This is a genomic window from Streptomyces sp. NRRL F-5630 (assembly GCF_000719475.1).
Taxonomy (GTDB): Bacteria; Actinomycetota; Actinomycetes; order Streptomycetales; family Streptomycetaceae; genus Streptomyces.
Genome location: NZ_JOGO01000048.1, coordinates 1 through 18147 on the forward strand (window position 1 = coordinate 1; position 18147 = coordinate 18147).

Consider the following 18147-nt stretch of genomic DNA (forward strand, 5'->3'; position numbering starts at 1 on the left):
CCCCGCCCCCGGACCCGCCCCGCGGCGGGTCCCCTCCCACCCGTAGGAGAACCGCATGTCCCGCACCGTTGCCCGCCTTCTCGTGGACGCCTGGGAGGAACTGGGCGTCCGGCACGTCTTCGGCGTCGTCGGTGACGCGCTCAACCCGGTCACGGACGCCCTGCGCACCTCGGAGTCCGTCACCTGGGTGGGCTGCCGCCACGAGGAGGCCGCCGCCTTCGCCGCCGGCGCCCAGTCCCAGCTCAGCGGCACGCTGGGCGTGTGCATGGGCACCGTGGGACCCGGCGCCGTCCACCTCCTCAACGGCCTGTACGACGCGGCCAAGAGCGGTACCCCCGTTCTCGCCATCGCCGGTCAGGTGCCGCTCTCCGAGGTCGGCAGCGACTACTTCCAGGAGGTCGACAACGACCTGCTCTTCAAGGACGTCGCCGTCTTCCGCGCCACCGTCACCTCGCCCGCGCAGTTCCCCGCCCTCCTGGAGATCGCGGTGCGCCACGCCGTCGGGCGGCGAGGCGTCGCCGTCCTCACCGTTCCCGGTGACATCGGCGACCAGGAGGTCCCGGACGACCGCCCCTTGCGCCTGGCCGTGACCCCTTCGCAGAACCGTCCGGACGATCCCGCCGTCGAGGCCGCCGCGGACTTCCTCGACGACGGCGGCAAGGTCACCCTGCTCGTGGGCCAGGGGGCCCGCGACAGCCGCGCGGACGTGCTCGCCCTCGCGGACCGGCTCGCCGCCCCGATGGTCCTCACCCTCAAGGCGAAGGAGGGGCTGGAGGACGACAACCCCTTCCAGGTCGGGCAGACGGGACTCATCGGCAACCCCGCCGCCGCCCACGCCATGGACTCCGCCGACACCCTTCTCCTGCTCGGCACGGACTTCCCGTACCGCGAGTGGTACCCGGAAGGGAAGAAGGTCGTGCAGGTCGACCGGGTCGCCGAGCACATCGGCCGCCGTGTCCCGGTCGACATCGCGCTCGCCGCGGACGTCGGTCCCACCGTGCGCGGACTGCTCCACCACCTCGCCCCGCGCGAGGACCGCGCGCACCTGGACCACGCCACCGGTCTGTACGCCACGTGGCGCAAGGCGCAGGACCGGCTGACCGCGCCCGGCCACGACCGCAAGCTGCTCGGCCGGGTCCGCGCCGCCCTCGACAACCGGGACCACCTCGTGCGCCCCGAGGCGCTGGCCGCGGCCGTCGACCGGGCCGCGGCCGACGACGCCGTGTTCACCTCCGACACCGGCATGTCCACCGTGTGGCTCTCCCGCTTCGTGCACATGCGCGGCACCCGCCGCCTGCTCGGCTCCTACAACCTGGGCTCGATGGCCAACGCCATGCCGCAGGCGATCGGTGCCCAGCTCCTCGACCCCGGGCGGCAGACCGTCGCCTTCTGCGGGGACGGCGGGCTGGGGATGCTCCTCGGCGATTTCATGACCGTGCGCACGCAGCGGCTGCCGCTCAAGCTCGTCGTCTTCGACAACCAGCGTCTCGGGATGGTCAAGCTCGAACAGGAGCAGGGCGGTCTGCCCGAGTTCGGCACGACGCTCGACAACCCCGACTTCGCCCGCGTCGCGGAGGCCCTCGGCATCACCGGAATCCGCGTCACGCACGCGGACGAGCTGGAGGAGGCGGTGGCCCGCGCCTTCGCCTGCGAAGGGCCGGTGCTGCTCGACGTCCTCACCAACCCCGAGGAGATCGCCGTCCCGGGCAAGCCCACGGTCCAGCAGGGCTGGGGCTACGCGGTCGCCAAAGTGCGCGAGAACCTGTCCAGCACGGGGGAGTGAGCGCGGCGCGGGGAGGGGGCCGGTGCCTTCCGGCCCCCTCCCCGCGCCCTCGTTCGGCTCAGCGCTCCCGCAGCGCCGTCCGGGCCCGTCCCTCCTCCGGGCGGTCGGCGGTCTTCGCCGGCTCCGGCTCCTTGTGGGGGGCGCAGTCCAGGGTGCCGTTCCCGGGAACCCGGCCGGTCAGGAGGTACGTGTCGACCGCCGCGTTGACGCAGGCGTTGGCGCCGCCCGCGATGCCGTGCGTGCCCGCGCCGCGTTCCGTGACGAGCGCCGCGCCGCTGAGGCGGCGGCGCAGTTCGAGGGCGCCCTCGAACGGGGTCGCCGCGTCGCGCTCGGCGGCGAGGATCAGGACCGGGGGCAGGACGCCGGGGCGGACGCCGATGTCCAGCGGCCGCCGGCGCGGCGCGGGCCACGAGGCGCAGGGGAGGTTCATCCAGGCGTTGTCCCAGGTCTCGAAGGGGGCGACCGAGGCCAGCTGCGTGTTGTCCCTGTCCCACGTCGCGAAGTCCGTGGGCCACGCGGCGTCGTTGCACTCGACGGCCGTGTACACCGCCGTCCCGTTCTCGTCCTCCTTCGCGGCGGCGGCGCTCGGCGGCGCCGCGAGCTTCAGGAGCGGCTTCTCGTCCTTGTCGACGACGAGCCGTGAGAGCACCTCGGCGCGCGAGACCCAGTAGTCGTCGTAGTACGCGGCCTTGAGGAAGGCGGCCTGGAGCTGGGCGGGGCCCACCGTGCCGCCCGCCGGGCGCAGCGCGAGGCGCGCGCGCACCTTGTCGTAGGCGGCCCGTACGGCCGTACCGCTGGTTCCGAGGTGGTAGGCGTCGTCGTGGCGCGCGACCCAGTCGGTGAAGTCCTTCCAGCGCCGCTCGAAGGCGAAGGACTGATCGAGGTTGTTGCGGTACCAGATCTGTTCGGGACGGGGATCGACCGCCGAGTCGAGGACCATGCGCCGCACGTGGCCGGGGAAGAGCGTCGCGTACAGGCCGCCGAGGTAGGTGCCGTACGAGGCGCCCATGAAGTTGAGGGAGGGCTCGCCGAGTGCCGCGCGCAGCACTTCCAGGTCGCGCGCGTTGTTGAGCGAGGTGTAGTGGCGCAGCTTCGCGCCGGACCGCGTCGCGCAGCCTTTCGCGTACGCCTCGGCGCGCGTGAGCCGGGCCCGCTTGTACGCCTCGTCGGGCTCGACGGGCGAGGTGTCCGGGGCCTTCGCGTACTCCTGGGGGTCCTGGCAGCTCAGCGGCGCGGAGCGTCCCACGCCGCGCGGCGCCCAGCCCACGAAGTCGTACGCGGCGGCGAGCTTCTTCCACTCGGGGTACGCGCCGAGCAGCGGGAAGTACATCCCCGAGCCGCCCGGACCGCCCGGGTTGAAGAGCAGCGCGCCCTGCCGCTCGGTGCGCTTCCCGCCCGCTTTCGCGGGCGCCCCCGTCGCCGCGATCCTGCTGACCGTGAGACTGATCCGCTCGCCGTCCGGGTGCGCGTAGTCGAGCGGCACCTCGACCGTCCCGCACTCCACGCTGCGCGGCATCCGCTCCACGGCGGGGCAGGTGCCGAAGGCGATGCCGCGCGCGGCGGCCCGCGCGACGCTCTCACCGACCCCGGCGGGCTGCCCGGCGGCGGACGGGGCGGGCGAGGGGGAGCGGGAGGAGGACAGCGCGCCCGCCGGGGCCGCGCCGAGGCAGCCGAGCAGGAGCGAACCGGCGGCGGCCGGGACCAGGACGAAACGGGAAGCGGACCTGCGGGGGACTCTCATACGGGGCGATCCCTTCCGCCGCCACGGCTCGACGGGCAGCGGGACGAAGAAACGATAAAAGGGATAATTCGTACGAGAATGGGCGAAGTAAAGGACCGCCACCCCGTGTCGGGGCGGCGGTCCCGGAGTCGCGACGGGCGGCGGCGTGCCGTGCCGGGGCGGCTCAGGCCGCCGTACGGACCGTGAGCGCCGCCCGGAACTGCGGCTCGTGCACCGCCCGTACGCCGTGCACCGCGAGCGCGAGCGCCTCGTGGCCCGCTGCCCCGCGCACCGCCTCGGCGCCCAGCGGCGTCGCCCAGCGCCCGTACGGGGCGAGATCGACGCGCGCGATGACGAGGCTGCCCCCGCCGAGCAGCAGCGGCAGCCCGAACCACCCCGCGATCTCCGCCGCCGAGTGCCCGCCGTGCGGCAGGAACAGGAGCGAGACGAGCCCGGCCGCGGCCACGCCGAGCACCGTGCGCCGCGACCGCCGCAGGGCCCCGGCGACGAGCGACTGGATCTCCGCGGGCACGGCGAGCCGGGCCGCGCTCAGGCGCTCGCCGAGCGCCCGTACCTCCGCCGACGCGGCGACGGTCGCGCGCAACTGGGTCACCGGCAGTTGCAGCCCGGGGCCGAGCGCGCCGAGCACCGCGCCCTCCAGCGGGTCGGCCGGGCGGTCCGCGACGGCCGTGGCCCAGCCCGTGTGCGCGAGGAGCAATCGGCCGCGCCGCGCCATCGCCACGAGCGTGACCTCGGCGACCCGCGCGGGGCCACCGACGAGGAAGGCCGTCTCGGCGAGCCCGAGCGGTCGCGCGGCGGGCTCGCCCCGGCCCGTCGTGAGCCGGAAACGGGGATCGGCGGCGCGCATCGCGGCGCGGAGGAGCCGCGCACAGGCGACGACGGAGGCCGCCGAGGCCAGCAACAGGACGGGTATCCACAACACATCCGCTTTGTAACGCCGGTGCGTGGGACACGCCATGACGGTGCTCACAGCCGGGTGGTGACGTGCGGCACGCCGGGGCGGGACCGGCACGGACCGCGGACGCGCCCTCGGCCGCTCACCCCCCGGCTTCCTCACCCCTTCGCCTCCCGCGCCCCAGCCGCCTCAGCGGTCCGCCGCGCGGCGGCACCGGGCCCGAGCGGTCCGCGTGCCAGCGGCCGAGGGCGCGACGGGTACGGGCGGGCAGGGGCGGCTCGGCGTGCTCCAGCACATGGGCGGCGAAGTCGAGCGCGTCGCGCCGGTAGCCGCCGGTCAGCGGGCGTGTCGTCGCGTACGCGCGGAACGCCGACCGGTACCGCGCGCCGAGCAGGCGCGGCAGTTCGGGCGCCACCTTGCCGACGATCTGCCCCCGCTTGCCCGCGAGCGCCGCCGCCTGCACCGCGAGGCGCTCCGCGTCGAAGCCGCCGGGCACGGGCCCGCCCGCGACGAGCGCGGCGAGCAGCGCGTACTGCTCCTCGGCGAGACGAGCCCGGGTGGCCTCGGGAACGGCGGCGCCCCCGGTGCGGGGCACGACGGCGCTCCCCCCGGCGGCCGCCGCGCTCCCGCGCACCGTCTCGCGGATCAACCGCAGCTCGCCCTCCAGCTCACCGGCCGGGGGGAAGTCGTCGTCCCGTTCGAGCAGCACCCCGGGCGGCTCGGCCCGCGCGCACAACTCGCCGAGCAGCGCGAGGACCTGCGGCGGTACGGGGTGGGCGTGCGTGTCGTGCCACACCCCCTCGCGCAGGACACCGCCCGCGACGTGCACGTAGGCGAGGGCTTCGAGCGGTAGTCCGTCGAGCGCGCGGACGGCGTCCTCGCCGCTGTTGACCTGGTTCGTGTACAGGTTCGCGACATCGACCAGGAGCCGCACGCCGGTCCGCTCGACCAGCTCGTACAGGAACTGTCCCTCGGTCAGCTCCTCGTTTGGCCACGTGAAGAGGGCGGCGATGTTCTCGACGGCGAGCGGTACGGGGAGCGAGTCCTGCGCGACGCGCACGTTCTCGCACAGCACCGCGAGCCCTTCGCGGGTGCGCGGCACCGGCAGCAGGTGACCGGCCTCCAAGGCTCCGGCCCGTACGAAGGCGATGTGCTCCGTGACGAGCGGCGAGCCCAGCACCTCGGCCCGCTCCGCGAGCGCGGCGAGCCGCCCCGCGTCGGGCCGCCCGGCACCGCCGAGCCCGAGCCCGACCCCGTGCGGCACGACGGTCACCCCGCGCGCCCGCAGCCGTAGCAGCGACTCCGGCACGTGGCCCGGGCAGATGTTCTCGGCGACGGCCTCGACCCAGTCCACGTCCATCCGCTCCACGGCGTCCGCGATCTCGGGCCGCCACCCGATCCCGGCCCCGAGCCGCAGCCCCGCCTCCTCGCGCGCGCCCGCCGCCACGGTCATCCCCGTCCCCCTCCTGCCGCCGTACCTCTCGCGAAAGGGTGATGACCGGCGGGGGAGCGGGTCAACCGCGCGGGGGACTTTCTCAGAGCCGTACTTGAGGTTGGCGTCGCACGACGCCCCGCCCGCCCGCGCGAGGCGGCGGCCGGGGCGACCGCCTCAGCCCCCGTACTCCCGCAGGTCCGCCACCGCCGTCGCGGAACCGGGCACGACCTCCGTGAAGCCCGCGTCGTGGACCACGGGGAGCCCGGCCGCGACGAGTGCCCGCCACCGCTCCTTCTCCGCCGTCCGCACGGCGAGCGGGAACCCGGCCTCCGCCCACGCGGTGCGGCGCTCGGCGTCCAGCTCCCACCAGGCGAGCTGCACCGCGTGCCCCGCCTGCGCCATCGTCTTGCCCGCCGACATGCCGACCTCGGGGTTGAGCCACACGACCGGGGTGCCGGGCGCGGGCGCGCCGGGCGGCTCCGGGTCGCTCAGTTCCGTCCCCGACACCTGGAGCTTCGCGAGGTCCTTGGGCCAGCCGTCGAGCGGGATCGGCGGGTAGACGCGTACCTCGGCGCTCCCGCCGCGCAGCGTCAGCCCGTCCAGCGCCTCGGCCCGCCGCCACTCGGCACCCCGCGCGCGCCGCACGACCTTGCGGATACGGGCGTCCTGCCAGTCCCGCACCGCCCCGGCCCACGGCCCCTCGCCCTCGGCGCGCGGGTCCGAGAGCAGCGCGAGCACGGCGCGGGCGGCCGTCTCCAGCGCGTCCGTGCGGGCCGGGGGCGCCGTCTTCTCCAGGTGCAGCACGAGGGGGAGGACGAACTGGGGGGCCTCGTCGCGGGGCGAGTGCGCCTCGGGGAGGGGCGGGGGAGGGAAGTCGCTGCTGGTCACGCCCGCCAGTCTGCCAGGGCGCCACCGCGCCCCGCCAAGCCGCGCAACCCCTTGGCGCCCCGGGCGGGCCCGGCCATCATGGGGGCATGAAGAGTGATCTTTTCGGTGCCGACTTCCTCGCCCGCTCCGCCGTCCCGGGGCTCACGGTGGAGAACCCTAAGACCCTCAAGTACGTCGTGCGGGGCGAGATGTTCGCGCGGCAGGGCGCCATGATCGCCTTCCGCGGCGATCTCCGGTTCGAGCGCAAGGGCCAGGGCATAGGGGGCCTGCTCAAGCGTGCTGTGACCGGCGAGGGCCTCCCGCTCATGTCCGTCGCGGGCAACGGCGAGGCGTGGTTCGCGCACGAGGCGCAGAACGTCTTCGTCGTCGAGATCGAGCAGGGCGACCAGCTCACGGTCAACGGGCGCAACGTGCTGTGCTTCGACCCGAGCCTCGGCTACGAGATCAAGACGGTGAAGGGGGCCGGCATGACCGGCGGCGGCCTCTTCAACAGCGTCTTCTCCGGGCAGGGCAAGCTCGGCCTCATGTGTGAGGGGCACCCGCTCGTCATCCCGGTCGGTCAGGGACAGCCCGTCTTCGTCGACACGGACGCCGTCGTCGGCTGGAGCGCCCACCTCCAGACGAGCCTGCACCGCTCGCAGAGCGTGGGCTCGATGCTGCGCGGGGGCTCCGGCGAGGCGGTCCAACTGCGGCTCGACGGCGAGGGGTTCGTCATCGTGCGGCCGAGCGAGGCGACGCCGGAGCAGAAGGCGAACTGAGGGCGGGCCCCCGGGCGTTTGCCCTGACCGAGCAGAGCCCCACACGGCCGAGCAGAGCCCCACACGGCCGAGCAGAGCCCCACACGGCCGAGCAGAGCCCCCGCCCGCGCAGAGCCTCCGGCCGGGGCGGGGACCTCGGCCCGGGGGCAGGGCCGCGCCTCCTAGCAGGCGAGGCGTGCACCCCGGGCAGGCTTCCTCACCCCGAGCAGGCGGTGCGCTGCCCCTCCAGCCAGGCGCAGCGCGGGCAGAGCGTGATCCCCCGGTGCGACGCGGGGTACTCGCTCGGCTCCTGGCACAGCACGCACGCGGCGCGAGGCTCGTCCGCCCCGCCGTGCCCCTCTGCCCTGACCACCGCGTCCGTCGCGGCGGCCCCGGGTGCCTCCTCCGCCCGCTCCGTCATCCCTCGGCCCTCTCCGCCGCCGGTGTCTCCGCGAGCGGCTTCGCGTCGCGCGCCAGGGCCGTGAGCCGCGAGATCGCGCGGAAGTACTTCTTCCGGTAGCCGCCGTTCAGCATCTCCTCGGAGAAGAGCCGGTCGAAGGGCAGGCCCGAGGTGAGCACGGGGACCTCGCGGTCGTAGAGGCGGTCGGCGAGGACGACGAGGCGCAGCGCGGTCGACTGGTCGGGCACCGGGGCGACCCCGGTGAGGCACACCGCGTTCAGCCCGTCCGTGAGTGCCCCGTAGCGGCTCGGGTGCACGCGGGCGAGGTGGCCGAGGAGGGCGGGGAAGGCGTCGAGGCTCGCGCCCGGCGTCGCCTCCGCCGCCCGTACGACCTGCTCCTCGGTGAACGGCGCGGGCGCCTCGGGCAGGCCACGGTGCCGGTAGTCCTCGCCGTCGATGCGCAGCGCGCGGAAGTGCGCGGACAGGCCCTGGATCTCGCGCAGGAAGTCCTGCGCCGCGAAGCGGCCCTCGCCGAGCTTGCCGGGCAGCGTGTTCGATGTCGCCGCGAGTGCCACGCCCGCCTCGACGAGCCGCGCGAGCAGCGAGGAGACGAGCACCGTGTCGCCCGGGTCGTCCAGCTCGAACTCGTCGATGCACAGCAGCCGGTGACCGCTCAGCGTCGCCACGGTCTGCTGGAAGCCGAGCGCGCCGACGAGGTTCGTCAGCTCCACGAAGGTCCCGAACGCCTTCTTCTCGGGCGGCGCCTCGGTCGCGTGCCACAGCGAGGCGAGCAGGTGGGTCTTGCCGACGCCGTAGCCGCCGTCGAGGTACATCCCGCGCGGTGCGGCGGGCGCGCTCGTCCGGGCAGCACTCCGGGCAGTACGAGGAGGACGGCTCTTGCGGCCGAACCACCCGCGCCTGCCCGGGGCGGCGGGGGCCGCGCCGAGCGAGGCGGCGAACGCGGACAGTTCCCGTACCGCCTCCGCCTGGCTCGGCTGCTTCGGGTCGGGCACGTACGTGCTGAAGCGGACCGAGTCGAAACGCGGCGGCGGCACCAGCTCCGCGACCAGGCGCTCCGGGGGGACACGGGGCTCGCGGGCGCACAGCGACAGGGGCTGCGCCTCGGCCAGGGGCGTGGAGGTGGACACGAGTACCCACTGTAAGCGCCGTGCGAGACTGCCGGTATGCGACGCCTGTTCCCCGTGACCGACCCGGCCCCGAGCACGGCCGCCACCGCGCGCGAGTGGTCGCTCGCCGAGCTGGCCGCCCTGTACGCCTACCCCGAGCCGTTGCCCGAGGCCGGTGTCCTGCGCGCCAACATGGTCACGACCCTCGACGGAGCGGCCTTCCACGAGGGCCGCTCGCAGGGCATCTCGGGAGCGGCCGACATGCGGGTCTTCGGCGTGCTGCGGGCGCTGGCGGACGTCATCGTGGTCGGCGCCGAGACAGCGCGCCAGGAGCGGTACCGTCCCGCGAAGGCGCGCGAGGCGTTCGCCGCCGCGCGCGCGGAGCGCGGGCAGGCGCCCGCCGCGGCGATCGCGGTCGTCTCGGCCTCGCTCGACCTCGACTTCAGCCTGCCCCTCTTCACCGCGCCCGTCGTCCCCACGCTCGTGCTCACCGGCGCGGAGGCTCCCGCCGAGCGGGTCGCCGCGGCGCGGAAGGCGGGCGCCGAGGTCGTCGTGGCGGGGAGCGGCCGGGGCGCCGATCCGGCCCGCCTGCGCGCCGAACTCGCCGCGCGCGGCCTGCGCCGCCAGCTCGCCGAGGGCGGCCCCCGCCTGCTCGGCGCGCTCATCGCCGCCGACACGCTCGACGAGCTGTGCCTCACCGTCTCCCCGTTCCTCACGGCGGGCGAGGCGAGCCGCATCGCCCACGCGCCCCTGGCCCTGCCGACCCCCGCCCGGCTGCGCCCCGCCTCGATCCTCACGGAGGACGGCTTCCTCTTCACGCGGTACGTGCGGGAGACGGCCTGAGGCGCGCGACACGCGACGGGGCGGGCCGCCCCGGGAAGGAAGCGGCCCGCCCCCACGGCTCAGCGGTCCGTCACAGGTGCACCGCCGCCGTCACCACGAAGCCCCCGAGCGCCACGAACCACACGTACGGCAGCGTGCGGACCATCACCTGCTGCGGGCTCACGCCCGCGTACTGCGCGGACCACACCGTCTGCGTGCTCGTCGGGTCCGCGACGCCGAAGACCTGGTTGTACGAGGCCGTGATGCCCAGCACCGCGATCGCCGGGTAGATCCCGGTCGCGATGAGCACGCCCGCGATGCCGGCCCCGAGCCCGTACACGTTGAGCGGACCCCGGTACAGGCACAGCGGCACGAGCAGCGCGAAGACCACGACGAACAGCACCGGGTTCTCGGGTGTGACCGCGCGCACGAGCGGTTCGAGCGCGTCGATCGCGCCCGGCAGCTTCACCGCGGCGAGCAGGATGCCGATCGCGACGAACAGTGTCATCGGCGCCGCGGCGACCTCGAAGCCGTTGTAGAGCGTGCGCAGCAGGCGCCGGTTCATCTCGCCGGGCCGCGTCGTCGTCACGAGCGCGTAGAGCACCCCCGCGAGCAGCGAGGGGATGATCGCGATGTCGAAGCCGAGCGCGAGGACGAGGGGGACGAGCGGCGTGAGCAGCGCGTACCACGGCGCGTCGCCCAGCTCGGCGCGCCGCCGTGCCGCCTTCGAGCGCGGGGCCTCCGTACGGAAGGCCCAGGCGTGCTCGACACCCCGGCGCCGCGACTCGACCAGCACGAACATCACGGCCGCGAAGAGCGCGAACGGGAAGAGCTGGATCATGAAGTGGCGCACGTCGTGGACCGGCATGTCCAGCGCGCTGGAGAAGAACTGCCACACCGGCAGCTCGAACGGCATCCCGGCGGCGATGCCCATGAGGATCGTCCCCGCCGCCGTGACCTTCGGGATGCCGACGGCGATCATCGCGGGGATGCCGATGATGCCCGCGAGCATCGCGGCGGGCGCGGAGCCGGTCACCGTGCCGATGAGCGTCGAGACGACGAGGACGCCGAGCGCGACGACCGTGGGCCGGTCCCCGCCGAACTCGACGATCTTGCGGACCAGGGTCCCCGCGATGCCGGTCTCGTCGAGCAGCTTGCCGAGCCACGAGCCGAGCAGGATCGCGATCATCGTCGCGGCGAGCGCCGGGGCGCCCTCCTGGAGCACGGTGTCGAGGACGCTGTCCTTGCCGGTGAGCGGCGCGCCCGAGACGAGCGCGATGACGACACCGAGCAGGACGAGCGCGAACGCGGTGGGGAGCTTGCGGGTGAGCATCGCGGCGACACCGGCCGCCATGACGAGCAGGATGATGATGCCCATGACTTACTTCTCTCTGGCCGACGGCGCCGGGGCGGGCGCGGGGGCGGTGCAGGACGCGGCGAGCGCGGCGGACAGCAGGAGGGGGCTGCGGCCGAGACCGCAGACGGTGCGCGCGTAGGCGTGGGCGGCGAGTTCCTCGGCACCCGCGACGTGCGCGGGCACGCGCAGCCGCCCGAGACGCAGCGCGGTGTGCCCGAGCGCGCGCTTGAGCGCGGCCCGCTCGGGGCCGTGGTGGAGCCGCTCGTGCACGGCCTCGTGGGCGAGCGCGGCGGCCCGTACCGAACCGGCGGGGAACCACTCGCGCCAGCCGTGCCGGGCCACGAGCCGCTCGGCGGCGGCGATCGCGTCGGTGTACAGCTCCACCGCGCGCGGGCGCGAGGTGTAGCGCGCGAGGAGCCCGCGCTCCAGACCGCCCGTGCGCTCCACGACATGCGCGGGAACGGGCGACGGGGTGCGCGCCAGCTCGGCGCCGAAGCGGTCCGCCGCCTCGGCCCAGCGCCGCAGCACGGCGGGGTCGCGGTGCGCGTGCAGCGGCAGCGAGGCGAGGAAGCGGGCCCCGTAGGTGAGGTCGTCCACGGTCGAGAGCTCTTCGGCCCTCACGGTCGCGGTGTTCATGAGCGCTCCTCCACGAGGGCCACGACCCGCTCGTCCGCCGGGCGCCCCTCCAGTTCGGTACGGGCCAGGGCGAGCAGCGGCTGGGGGTCGAGCACCCCGGAGAGGTCCGCGATCCGCGAGCCGATGAGCAGCCGCAGCGCCGGGGCGCGCACCCCGCCGTCCCCGTACGCCGTGGACGCGTCCACGAGCGTCGCGAGGGTGTGCGCGGCGGCGCCCACGGTCGTCGTCTCGATCCGCGCGTCGGGCGCGTGCAGCCGTATGACGCCGTCGGCGTCCACGACCCGGACGGGGTGTCTCGTGCCGCGCAGCCTGCGGTGCTTCTCGGTCCCGTAGACGGTGTACGCGTCCGTGCGGGCCAGCTCGCGCACCTCGCCGCGCGGTGCCTTCAGGCTCGTCGCCGCGAGGCGCAGCCGCTCCTCGTCGTCGGCGCGGTGGGCGCGGTCCTGGGTGCGCAGTTCGGTGGCTCCCGTCGCGACCGCCCGCACGGTGCTGGTCTGCGGATCGACGGTCACCTCGACCTCGACCGCGTCGGCCGCCGCGCCCTGCGCGACGACGGCCCGCTCGGCCTCGGCCCGTACCGCGAGGATGTCCTCCTGGCCCGCGCCGGGGATGATCCGCTCGACCTGCTCGCGCACGAGCGCGAGCGCGACGCCGATCGGGCTGATGACCTCGTGGTGGCGCGCGAGCCTGCCTTCGAGGCCGGTCGCGGCGGCGAGGTGCGGCGTGACCGAGGCGGCGCCGCCGCCCCCGCCGACGAGCAGGACCGCGTCCTCGTCGAGCCGGTAGTCCGAGATCATCGCGTCCACGACCTCGCGCACCCGCGCGGTGCCCGCGTCGAGGACCGCCGTCGCGGCGCCGTCCACGTCGGTGCCGAGCGCGGCGGCGAGCGGCGCGAGTGCCGTACGGGCCGTCTCGCGGTCCGCGTGCGCGAAGTCGTCCTCGGGGACGCGGCCGAGCGCGTTCGCCGCGCACGTCATGGTGAGCGCGTACCGGCCGCCCGCCGCGTCGATCACGACGTGGTCGTCCGCGTCGTCGGGTGTCGGGCGCATCGTGGCGAGCCGCGCGTCCGCCAGCTCGCCCGGCGCGGCGAAGCACGCGTAGGGGAGGCCCGCGATGTGCGCGCTGCGCGGGCCGACCATGGTCACCTTGCCGCCGTCCAGCCGTACCATCGAGCCGCCGCCGACCCCCACGGTGCGCACGTCGAGCGCCGACAGGTACGAGGTCTTGCCGAGCAGCGTCGCGTGCCGTACCGCGACCTTGCCGCGCCGCACCACGCTGATGTCCGTCGACGTACCGCCGGTCTCCAGGAAGACCCCCTCGCTGACCCGCTCCTGCATGAGCGCGCCCGCGACCCCGGCCGCCGGGCCCGAGAGCACGGTGAGCAGCGGGCGGCGGCGCATCTCGTCGAGCGACATGACGCCGCCGTCGCAGCGCATCACCATGAGCGGCGCCTCGACGCCCGCCTTCGTGATCGCCGCGTCCACGAGGTCGGCCGTCGCGAACATGCGCGGCAGGATCGCCGCGTTGACGACGGCGGTGCGGGTCCGCTTCTGGAGCCCGTAGAGGGAGGTGATGTCGTGCGCGGCGGTCATCGGGACGCCGCGCGCGGCGGCGGCCTCGCGCACCGCGTCCTCGCCCTCGGGGCGGTCCACGCTGAAGGGCTGGCTCGCGACGATCACCTCGGCGCCGCCCCGGACGACCTCGTCCACGGCGCGCTCGACCGCGGCGCGGTCCTCGGGGTCGGCGACGTGCGCGTAGACGAGGGGGAAGCGCTTGCCGGGGATCAGCTCGGTCTTCGCGAGCGAGGCGAGGCGCTTGGTGAAGAGCGCGCCGGCGCCGCCGCCGAGGCCGACGAGCCCGACGGTCGCCACATCGCCCTCCAGCAGGGCGTTGGTAGCCTGTGTCGTGCCGTGGGCCAGGAAGGACACGTCCTTGGCGGTGTGCCCGGTCTCGGTGAGCAGCTTGTCGAGCGCCGTCACGATGCCGTGCGCGACCCCGTCCTCGTGATGGTGGCTGGTCGGGACCTTCACCTGGCCGACGAGGGCGAGCGTCGCGCTGTCCACGGCGACGGCGTCGGTGAAGGTTCCGCCCACGTCGATGCCGACGCGGATGCGGTGGGTGGTCATGGTCTGGGCACCTCCTTGTGCTGGGTCGGCGCTTGCGTGGGCGGTGGGCCGGGCGGGACAGGTGGAGCTGTCCCGCCCGGCGGTCTCCGCCCCGGGTGACCGGGCGCGCCATGGAGCTTCCCGGGCCCGGTGGGGTCAGTAGCCGCGTACCTCCGGCCAGTGCCGCTCGACGCCCGCCCGGTCGAGGAGCCCCGCGAAGTCCGCGAAGCGCCCCTCGTCCGCCTGCACCTCGCGCGGCGTCAGGTCCGCGTCCAGGCAGTGCGCCGCGAGCGCGCCCGCGACCTCGCCGATGTTCCACTCGACGGGGTGCAGCCGGTAGCAGCCGTTCGTGATGTGCGTCGTGCCGATGTTCTTGCCGGCCGGGAGCAGGTTGCGCACGCGGCGCGGCACGAGTGCGCCGAGCGGGATCTCGAAGGGCACCGAGCCGATGTCGATGTAGTTGTCGCCGCCCGTCGAGGGGTGCAGGTCGATGCGGTAGCTGCCGACGCCGACCGAGTCCGGGTAGCGCGTGCCGCCGGTCGGACCCACGAGGTCTATCGCCACGTCGTGCTCGGTGACGGTCGTGACGGCCTTGATGCGCCGCGACTCGCGCACGTACGGGGCCTTCGCGAGCCCGTCCTCGGTGCCCATGACGTCGGGGCGCGGGCGCAGCCCGGGGAAGCCCTTGCCGCCGTCCGCGCGCGGCGCCTCGGTCTGGAGCCAGTACAGGACGGAGAGCGAGAGCTGCCTGGCCTCGCGGACCGCCTCGGCGGTGGTCTTCTCGCCGCCGCCGATCAGGGGCTTGAGCCAGTAGTCGTTGAGCGGCCAGTTGACGAGCGTGATGTCGGAGCCGAAGGCGCCCTCGCGGTGCAGCTTGCGGGCGAGGATGCGCCGGAAGCCGAAGAGTTCCTTGTCCCCCGCGTCGGCCGACTGGTCGGCGCTCACCGCGAGCGGGTCCTGCTCCGGGTTCGGCACGAAGGTACGGGGCACGGCCTCCAGGCTGCGCGGGTCGGGCGCGAGGAAGCCGAGGAGCGGGCCCGGCCAGAAGTCCGGCCGGTAGGCGCGCCAGAAGTCGTAGTCGGCGGGCTTCTCGATCGTGTGGTCCTCGCCCTCGTGGTACGAGAGCGCGAAGCAGAAGGTGATGCCCTGCTGGTTGAGCGGGTCGGCCTGCTCGGGCGCGTGCGGCTCGCCGGTCTCGGCGCGCGACTCGGCGCCCAGCACGTGCTCCACGTCCGCGAGTTCGAGCAGCTCACCGGTCTCGGTCGCGTCGAGCACGTACGGCGCCGTGAGCGTGCGGCGCCCGCCGTCGCGCAGGTTCTCGACCGTCACGGATGTGACGGTGTCGCCCTCCGTCGTGGCGGCGACGGGGCGGTGCTCGGTGAGCAGCGTGAGGAGCCCGGCGGAGCGGTACGGGGCGAGCATCCCCTCCAGCGCCGCGAGTCCCGCGCGCGGCTCGGCGCACAGCTTGCTCACGCGCCCGGCGCCCGGGTTGAGCGCCGGCTGCGCCGCCGCCTCCGCGCGCAGCGGGTACAGCTCGCGGTAGTAGTCGCGGATCGCCTCGCGCAGCGCGCGGTACGAGGCCGTGACGCCGAACTGCTCGACCCACGGGTGCTCGTCCGGGGGCACGGCCTGCGAGGTGAGCTGGCCGCCGACCCAGTCGGTCTCTTCGGTCAGGACGACGGTGCGCCCCGCCCGGCAGGCGGCGAGGGCGGCGGCGACGCCGCCGAGGCCCCCGCCGACGACGAGGATGTCCGGTTGGCTGGTCACAAGCTCTCCTAGTGGTGCGGGTGGTGCGGGTGGTGCGGGTGGTGCGGGTGGTGCGGGTGGTGCGGTGCCACGGGTACGGGGTCCGTCGGCGCGTCAGGTCGCCGCCAGGTCCCGTACCGCTTCGGGTGCCGGCCCCGCCGTCGCCCCCGGTCTGAAGGCGCACGGCACGAGCGGTTCGTCCGCGTCCTCGCCCGCGACGAGCGCGGCCAGGAGCCGTACCGCCGCGGCGCCGAGCCGGGTGCGCGGGATGGCGAAGCCGGTCGGTACCGGCTCGCCCGCGAGGTCGGGGGGCGGGTCGCCGAGCAGGGCGAGGCTCAGCTCGCGCGGGCAGTCGTACCCGGCCGCAGCGACGGCCGCGCGCAGCGCCCGCCAGGCGGCGCCCGTGTCGGTCTCCTCCGCGACGAAGGCGGTGACGCCCTCCGCGCGCCAGACCCGCAGCCGCTCGGGGGTCAGGTCCCCCTCCGGCGCGGCGGTGCGGAAGACGGCGCCCTCCCGGGGCAGCCCGGCCTCCTCCAAGCCTGCGAGGAAGCCGCGTTCGCGGTCCGCCGTCGCGGGGGCCTCGTCGTCCTCGCGTACGAGGACGATCCGCCGGTGCCCGAGCGCGACGAGGTGCCGGACGACCTCGCGGCTCGCCGGGGCGTAGTCGGCCCCGACCCAGGCGAGCCCGTCCAGCTCGTCCCTGCGGCCCAGGTGCACGACGGGGAAGCCGTCGGCGACCAGTCGCCGCAGTTCGCGGGTGGGCGCGTGCCGTCCGAGGAAGAGACAGCCGTCCGCGAGCCGTACCCGGCTCAGCGCCTCGGGGCCCGGCGTCGCGCCGTGCGCGCTCGACCCCGTGAAGAGCACGAGGTCGAAGCCGCGCGCGGCGGCCTCCTGCTCGACGCCGACGAGGAACGGGTAGTACGAGTGCTGCACGTCCGTGGGGAAGGCCGCCGTGAAGCTGAAGACGCCGAGCAGGTTGTTGCCGGCCCCGGCGAGGCTGCGCGCCGCCGGGTCGGGGACGTAGCCGAGGGTGCGGGCCGCGTCCATGACCTTCCGCCGGGTCTCGTCGGAGATCGTCGCGGCCTGCGGCTTGTTGCCGAGCACGAGCGAGACGGTCGCCTGGGAGACCCCCGCGAGACGCGCCACCTCCGCCTGTCGCGGACGCGCCCGTTTCACGGGCTCGCGCGACGCTCTCGCCGACTTGCCCGGCTTGTCCGGACTGTTGCCGTTCACGTGTCGACCTCACTCACTAATGCGTATTAGTAATGCGCATTAGTGAGCACTCTGCGACTCGTATGGGCGGGCGTCAAGGGGCTGGGCGGGAATTCGCGGCGCGCGGGGTGTGGGCTGCGCCACGGAAGGCGGGACAGCGAGGTGGCCAGGAGGGGGTGGACGGCCCGGGTCCCTGGGCCCTCCTTACGGAATGTTCCGTTCCGTTTACCGTCCGGTGGGCAGACTAGGGTCTGTCCGGCGATTCCCGTCGTCGCCCGCAGGGCGGTCGCGCGGTGCCAGGTGCGGCGAGAGGCGTGGAAGGCCTCGCGCGGCGGATGGGAGTTTGCCGGACATACCCGAGGAACGCACGCCACTCCGTCCACGGGGTAGCGGGAGACCGTAGGGCCGGTGAGCGCCGGTCCGTTGAGAGAAGAGGCGCCCGAGGTGTTCACGAGCGTACTGATGATCGAACAGGCCCTGTCCCAGGTGGACATCGAGTTCGTCACCACCCTGCACGGCGAGGAGGCCGTGTCCTTCCACGTCCTGATGCAGCCCCGGGGCGACCAGGACCGGCTGCTGCGCGCCGTGGACGACGTGGCGCTCGGTGAGCTGACCGACGCGGTGCGGGAGGCGGAGGTGCCCGAGGGCGAGTCCGCGGTGCCGCCCGCGAAGATCGCCCTGGAGCACTCGCTCCAGGCGCTGCGCGCCGCCGGTGCCCAGGCCGTGGGCCACGTCGTCGAGGACCACCCGCTCGACGCGGTCGCGAGGGCCGTCAAGGAGACCGGGGCGGACGAGGTGATCGTCCTGACCGCGCCGCACTACGTCGAGGAGTTCTTCCACCGCGACTGGGCCTCGCGCGCCCGCCACAAGGTCGGCGTCCCGGTCCTCAAGCTCTACGCGCACAGCCCGGACGCCGCGAACTGACCCACCCGGCCGGGGCGCGCCCGGAACGCGAGGAGACCGGCGGCGGTGCTCGCGTTCCGGGGCGGGGCGGGAGCGGTGGCGTGCTCGCGGACCGGCGGCGTGCAGGCGGACCGGTGGCGTGCTCGCGGATCGGTGGCGCGCTCGCGTTCCGGGGGTGGGGGAGGGACCGGCGGCGGTGCTCGCGTTCCGGGGACGGGGGAGCGCGCACCGTTACACGCTTCTCACGCGCCCCCGAGGCGCGCCGGACACCCGGGCGGCGGCCTTTAAGGTGGTCCCGATCAGTTCGCCCCCCGGGAAGCGTCGGTGACACACGCTCCTCGCCCCACCCCCTGGAGACAC

General features: G+C 74.9%; 15 protein-coding genes. 4 read left to right on the top strand and 11 right to left on the bottom strand.

Annotated features, from left to right (window positions below; all coding sequences use genetic code 11):
* Window positions 1-55: 55 nt before the first annotated feature.
* Entirely contained in the window at window positions 56-1783 is a 1728-nt protein-coding gene (locus IF99_RS0120985) for a thiamine pyrophosphate-dependent enzyme (RefSeq protein WP_030998150.1), read from the top strand.
* Between the two features lie 58 nt (window positions 1784-1841).
* Here the strand turns inward: IF99_RS0120985 and IF99_RS0120990 are convergent, their stop codons facing one another.
* The 4 genes from IF99_RS0120990 to IF99_RS0121005 all read right to left on the bottom strand — a co-directional run bounded on the left by IF99_RS0120990 (window position 1842) and on the right by IF99_RS0121005 (window position 6742).
* Window positions 1842-3524: an alpha/beta hydrolase gene (locus IF99_RS0120990; protein ID WP_037827255.1), complete on the bottom strand. Its 1683-nt coding sequence runs from the start codon at window positions 3522-3524 to the stop codon at window positions 1842-1844.
* Between the two features lie 163 nt (window positions 3525-3687).
* Window positions 3688-4446: a TIGR04222 domain-containing membrane protein gene (locus IF99_RS0120995; protein ID WP_030998152.1), complete on the bottom strand. Its 759-nt coding sequence runs from the start codon at window positions 4444-4446 to the stop codon at window positions 3688-3690.
* A gap of 115 nt (window positions 4447-4561) precedes the next feature.
* A complete protein-coding gene (locus IF99_RS0121000) occupies window positions 4562-5872 on the bottom strand; it encodes a DUF692 domain-containing protein (protein WP_051703599.1) in 1311 nt (436 codons plus the stop codon).
* Window positions 5873-6028: 156 nt separating this feature from the next.
* Complete coding sequence (locus tag IF99_RS0121005; RefSeq protein WP_030998154.1) at window positions 6029-6742, bottom strand: peptidyl-tRNA hydrolase; 714 nt, start codon at window positions 6740-6742, stop codon at window positions 6029-6031.
* Between the two features lie 86 nt (window positions 6743-6828).
* Here IF99_RS0121005 and IF99_RS0121010 point away from each other — a divergent pair, with 86 nt between their 5' ends.
* The gene (locus IF99_RS0121010; RefSeq protein ID WP_030998155.1) at window positions 6829-7500 is read left to right on the top strand and encodes an AIM24 family protein; all 672 of its coding nucleotides are present in this window, start codon (window positions 6829-6831) and stop codon (window positions 7498-7500) included.
* A gap of 196 nt (window positions 7501-7696) precedes the next feature.
* On the opposite strand, the gene IF99_RS30985 is transcribed toward IF99_RS0121010, so the two are convergent.
* Together IF99_RS30985 and zapE are read right to left on the bottom strand one after the other, a co-directional pair.
* The gene (locus IF99_RS30985; protein WP_037827256.1) at window positions 7697-7900 is read right to left on the bottom strand and encodes a hypothetical protein; all 204 of its coding nucleotides are present in this window, start codon (window positions 7898-7900) and stop codon (window positions 7697-7699) included.
* Complete coding sequence (gene zapE / locus IF99_RS0121020; RefSeq protein ID WP_030998156.1) at window positions 7897-9027, bottom strand: cell division protein ZapE; 1131 nt, start codon at window positions 9025-9027, stop codon at window positions 7897-7899. The genes IF99_RS30985 and zapE overlap by 4 nt, the downstream gene beginning before the upstream one ends.
* Before the next feature lie 36 nt (window positions 9028-9063).
* Here zapE and IF99_RS0121025 point away from each other — a divergent pair, with 36 nt between their 5' ends.
* The gene (locus IF99_RS0121025; RefSeq protein WP_030998157.1) at window positions 9064-9849 is read left to right on the top strand and encodes a pyrimidine reductase family protein; all 786 of its coding nucleotides are present in this window, start codon (window positions 9064-9066) and stop codon (window positions 9847-9849) included.
* Window positions 9850-9919: 70 nt separating this feature from the next.
* Here the strand turns inward: IF99_RS0121025 and IF99_RS0121030 are convergent, their stop codons facing one another.
* The 5 genes from IF99_RS0121030 to IF99_RS0121050 form a co-directional block, all read right to left on the bottom strand.
* On the bottom strand, window positions 9920-11206 hold the full coding sequence (locus IF99_RS0121030) for a TRAP transporter large permease subunit (protein ID WP_030998158.1): 1287 nt from the start codon (window positions 11204-11206) through the stop codon (window positions 9920-9922).
* Between the two features lie 3 nt (window positions 11207-11209).
* Window positions 11210-11821 (bottom strand): hypothetical protein, encoded by a 612-nt coding sequence (locus IF99_RS0121035; RefSeq protein ID WP_030998159.1) that lies wholly within the window; start codon window positions 11819-11821, stop codon window positions 11210-11212.
* A complete protein-coding gene (locus tag IF99_RS0121040; protein WP_030998160.1) occupies window positions 11818-13947 on the bottom strand; it encodes a hydantoinase/oxoprolinase family protein in 2130 nt (709 codons plus the stop codon). Before IF99_RS0121040 ends, IF99_RS0121035 begins: the two co-directional genes overlap by 4 nt.
* Before the next feature lie 135 nt (window positions 13948-14082).
* Complete coding sequence (locus IF99_RS0121045) at window positions 14083-15693, bottom strand: FAD-dependent oxidoreductase (RefSeq protein ID WP_030998161.1); 1611 nt, start codon at window positions 15691-15693, stop codon at window positions 14083-14085.
* A 93-nt stretch (window positions 15694-15786) separates the two neighbouring features.
* Entirely contained in the window at window positions 15787-16818 is a 1032-nt protein-coding gene (locus IF99_RS0121050; protein WP_030998162.1) for a LacI family DNA-binding transcriptional regulator, read from the bottom strand.
* 528 nt (window positions 16819-17346) lie between these two features.
* On the opposite strand from IF99_RS0121050, the gene IF99_RS0121055 reads away from it, so the two are divergent.
* Window positions 17347-17808, top strand: a complete 462-nt coding sequence (locus IF99_RS0121055; RefSeq protein WP_078655193.1) for an indole-3-glycerol phosphate synthase — start codon at window positions 17347-17349, stop codon at window positions 17806-17808.
* Window positions 17809-18147: the final 339 nt, after the last annotated feature.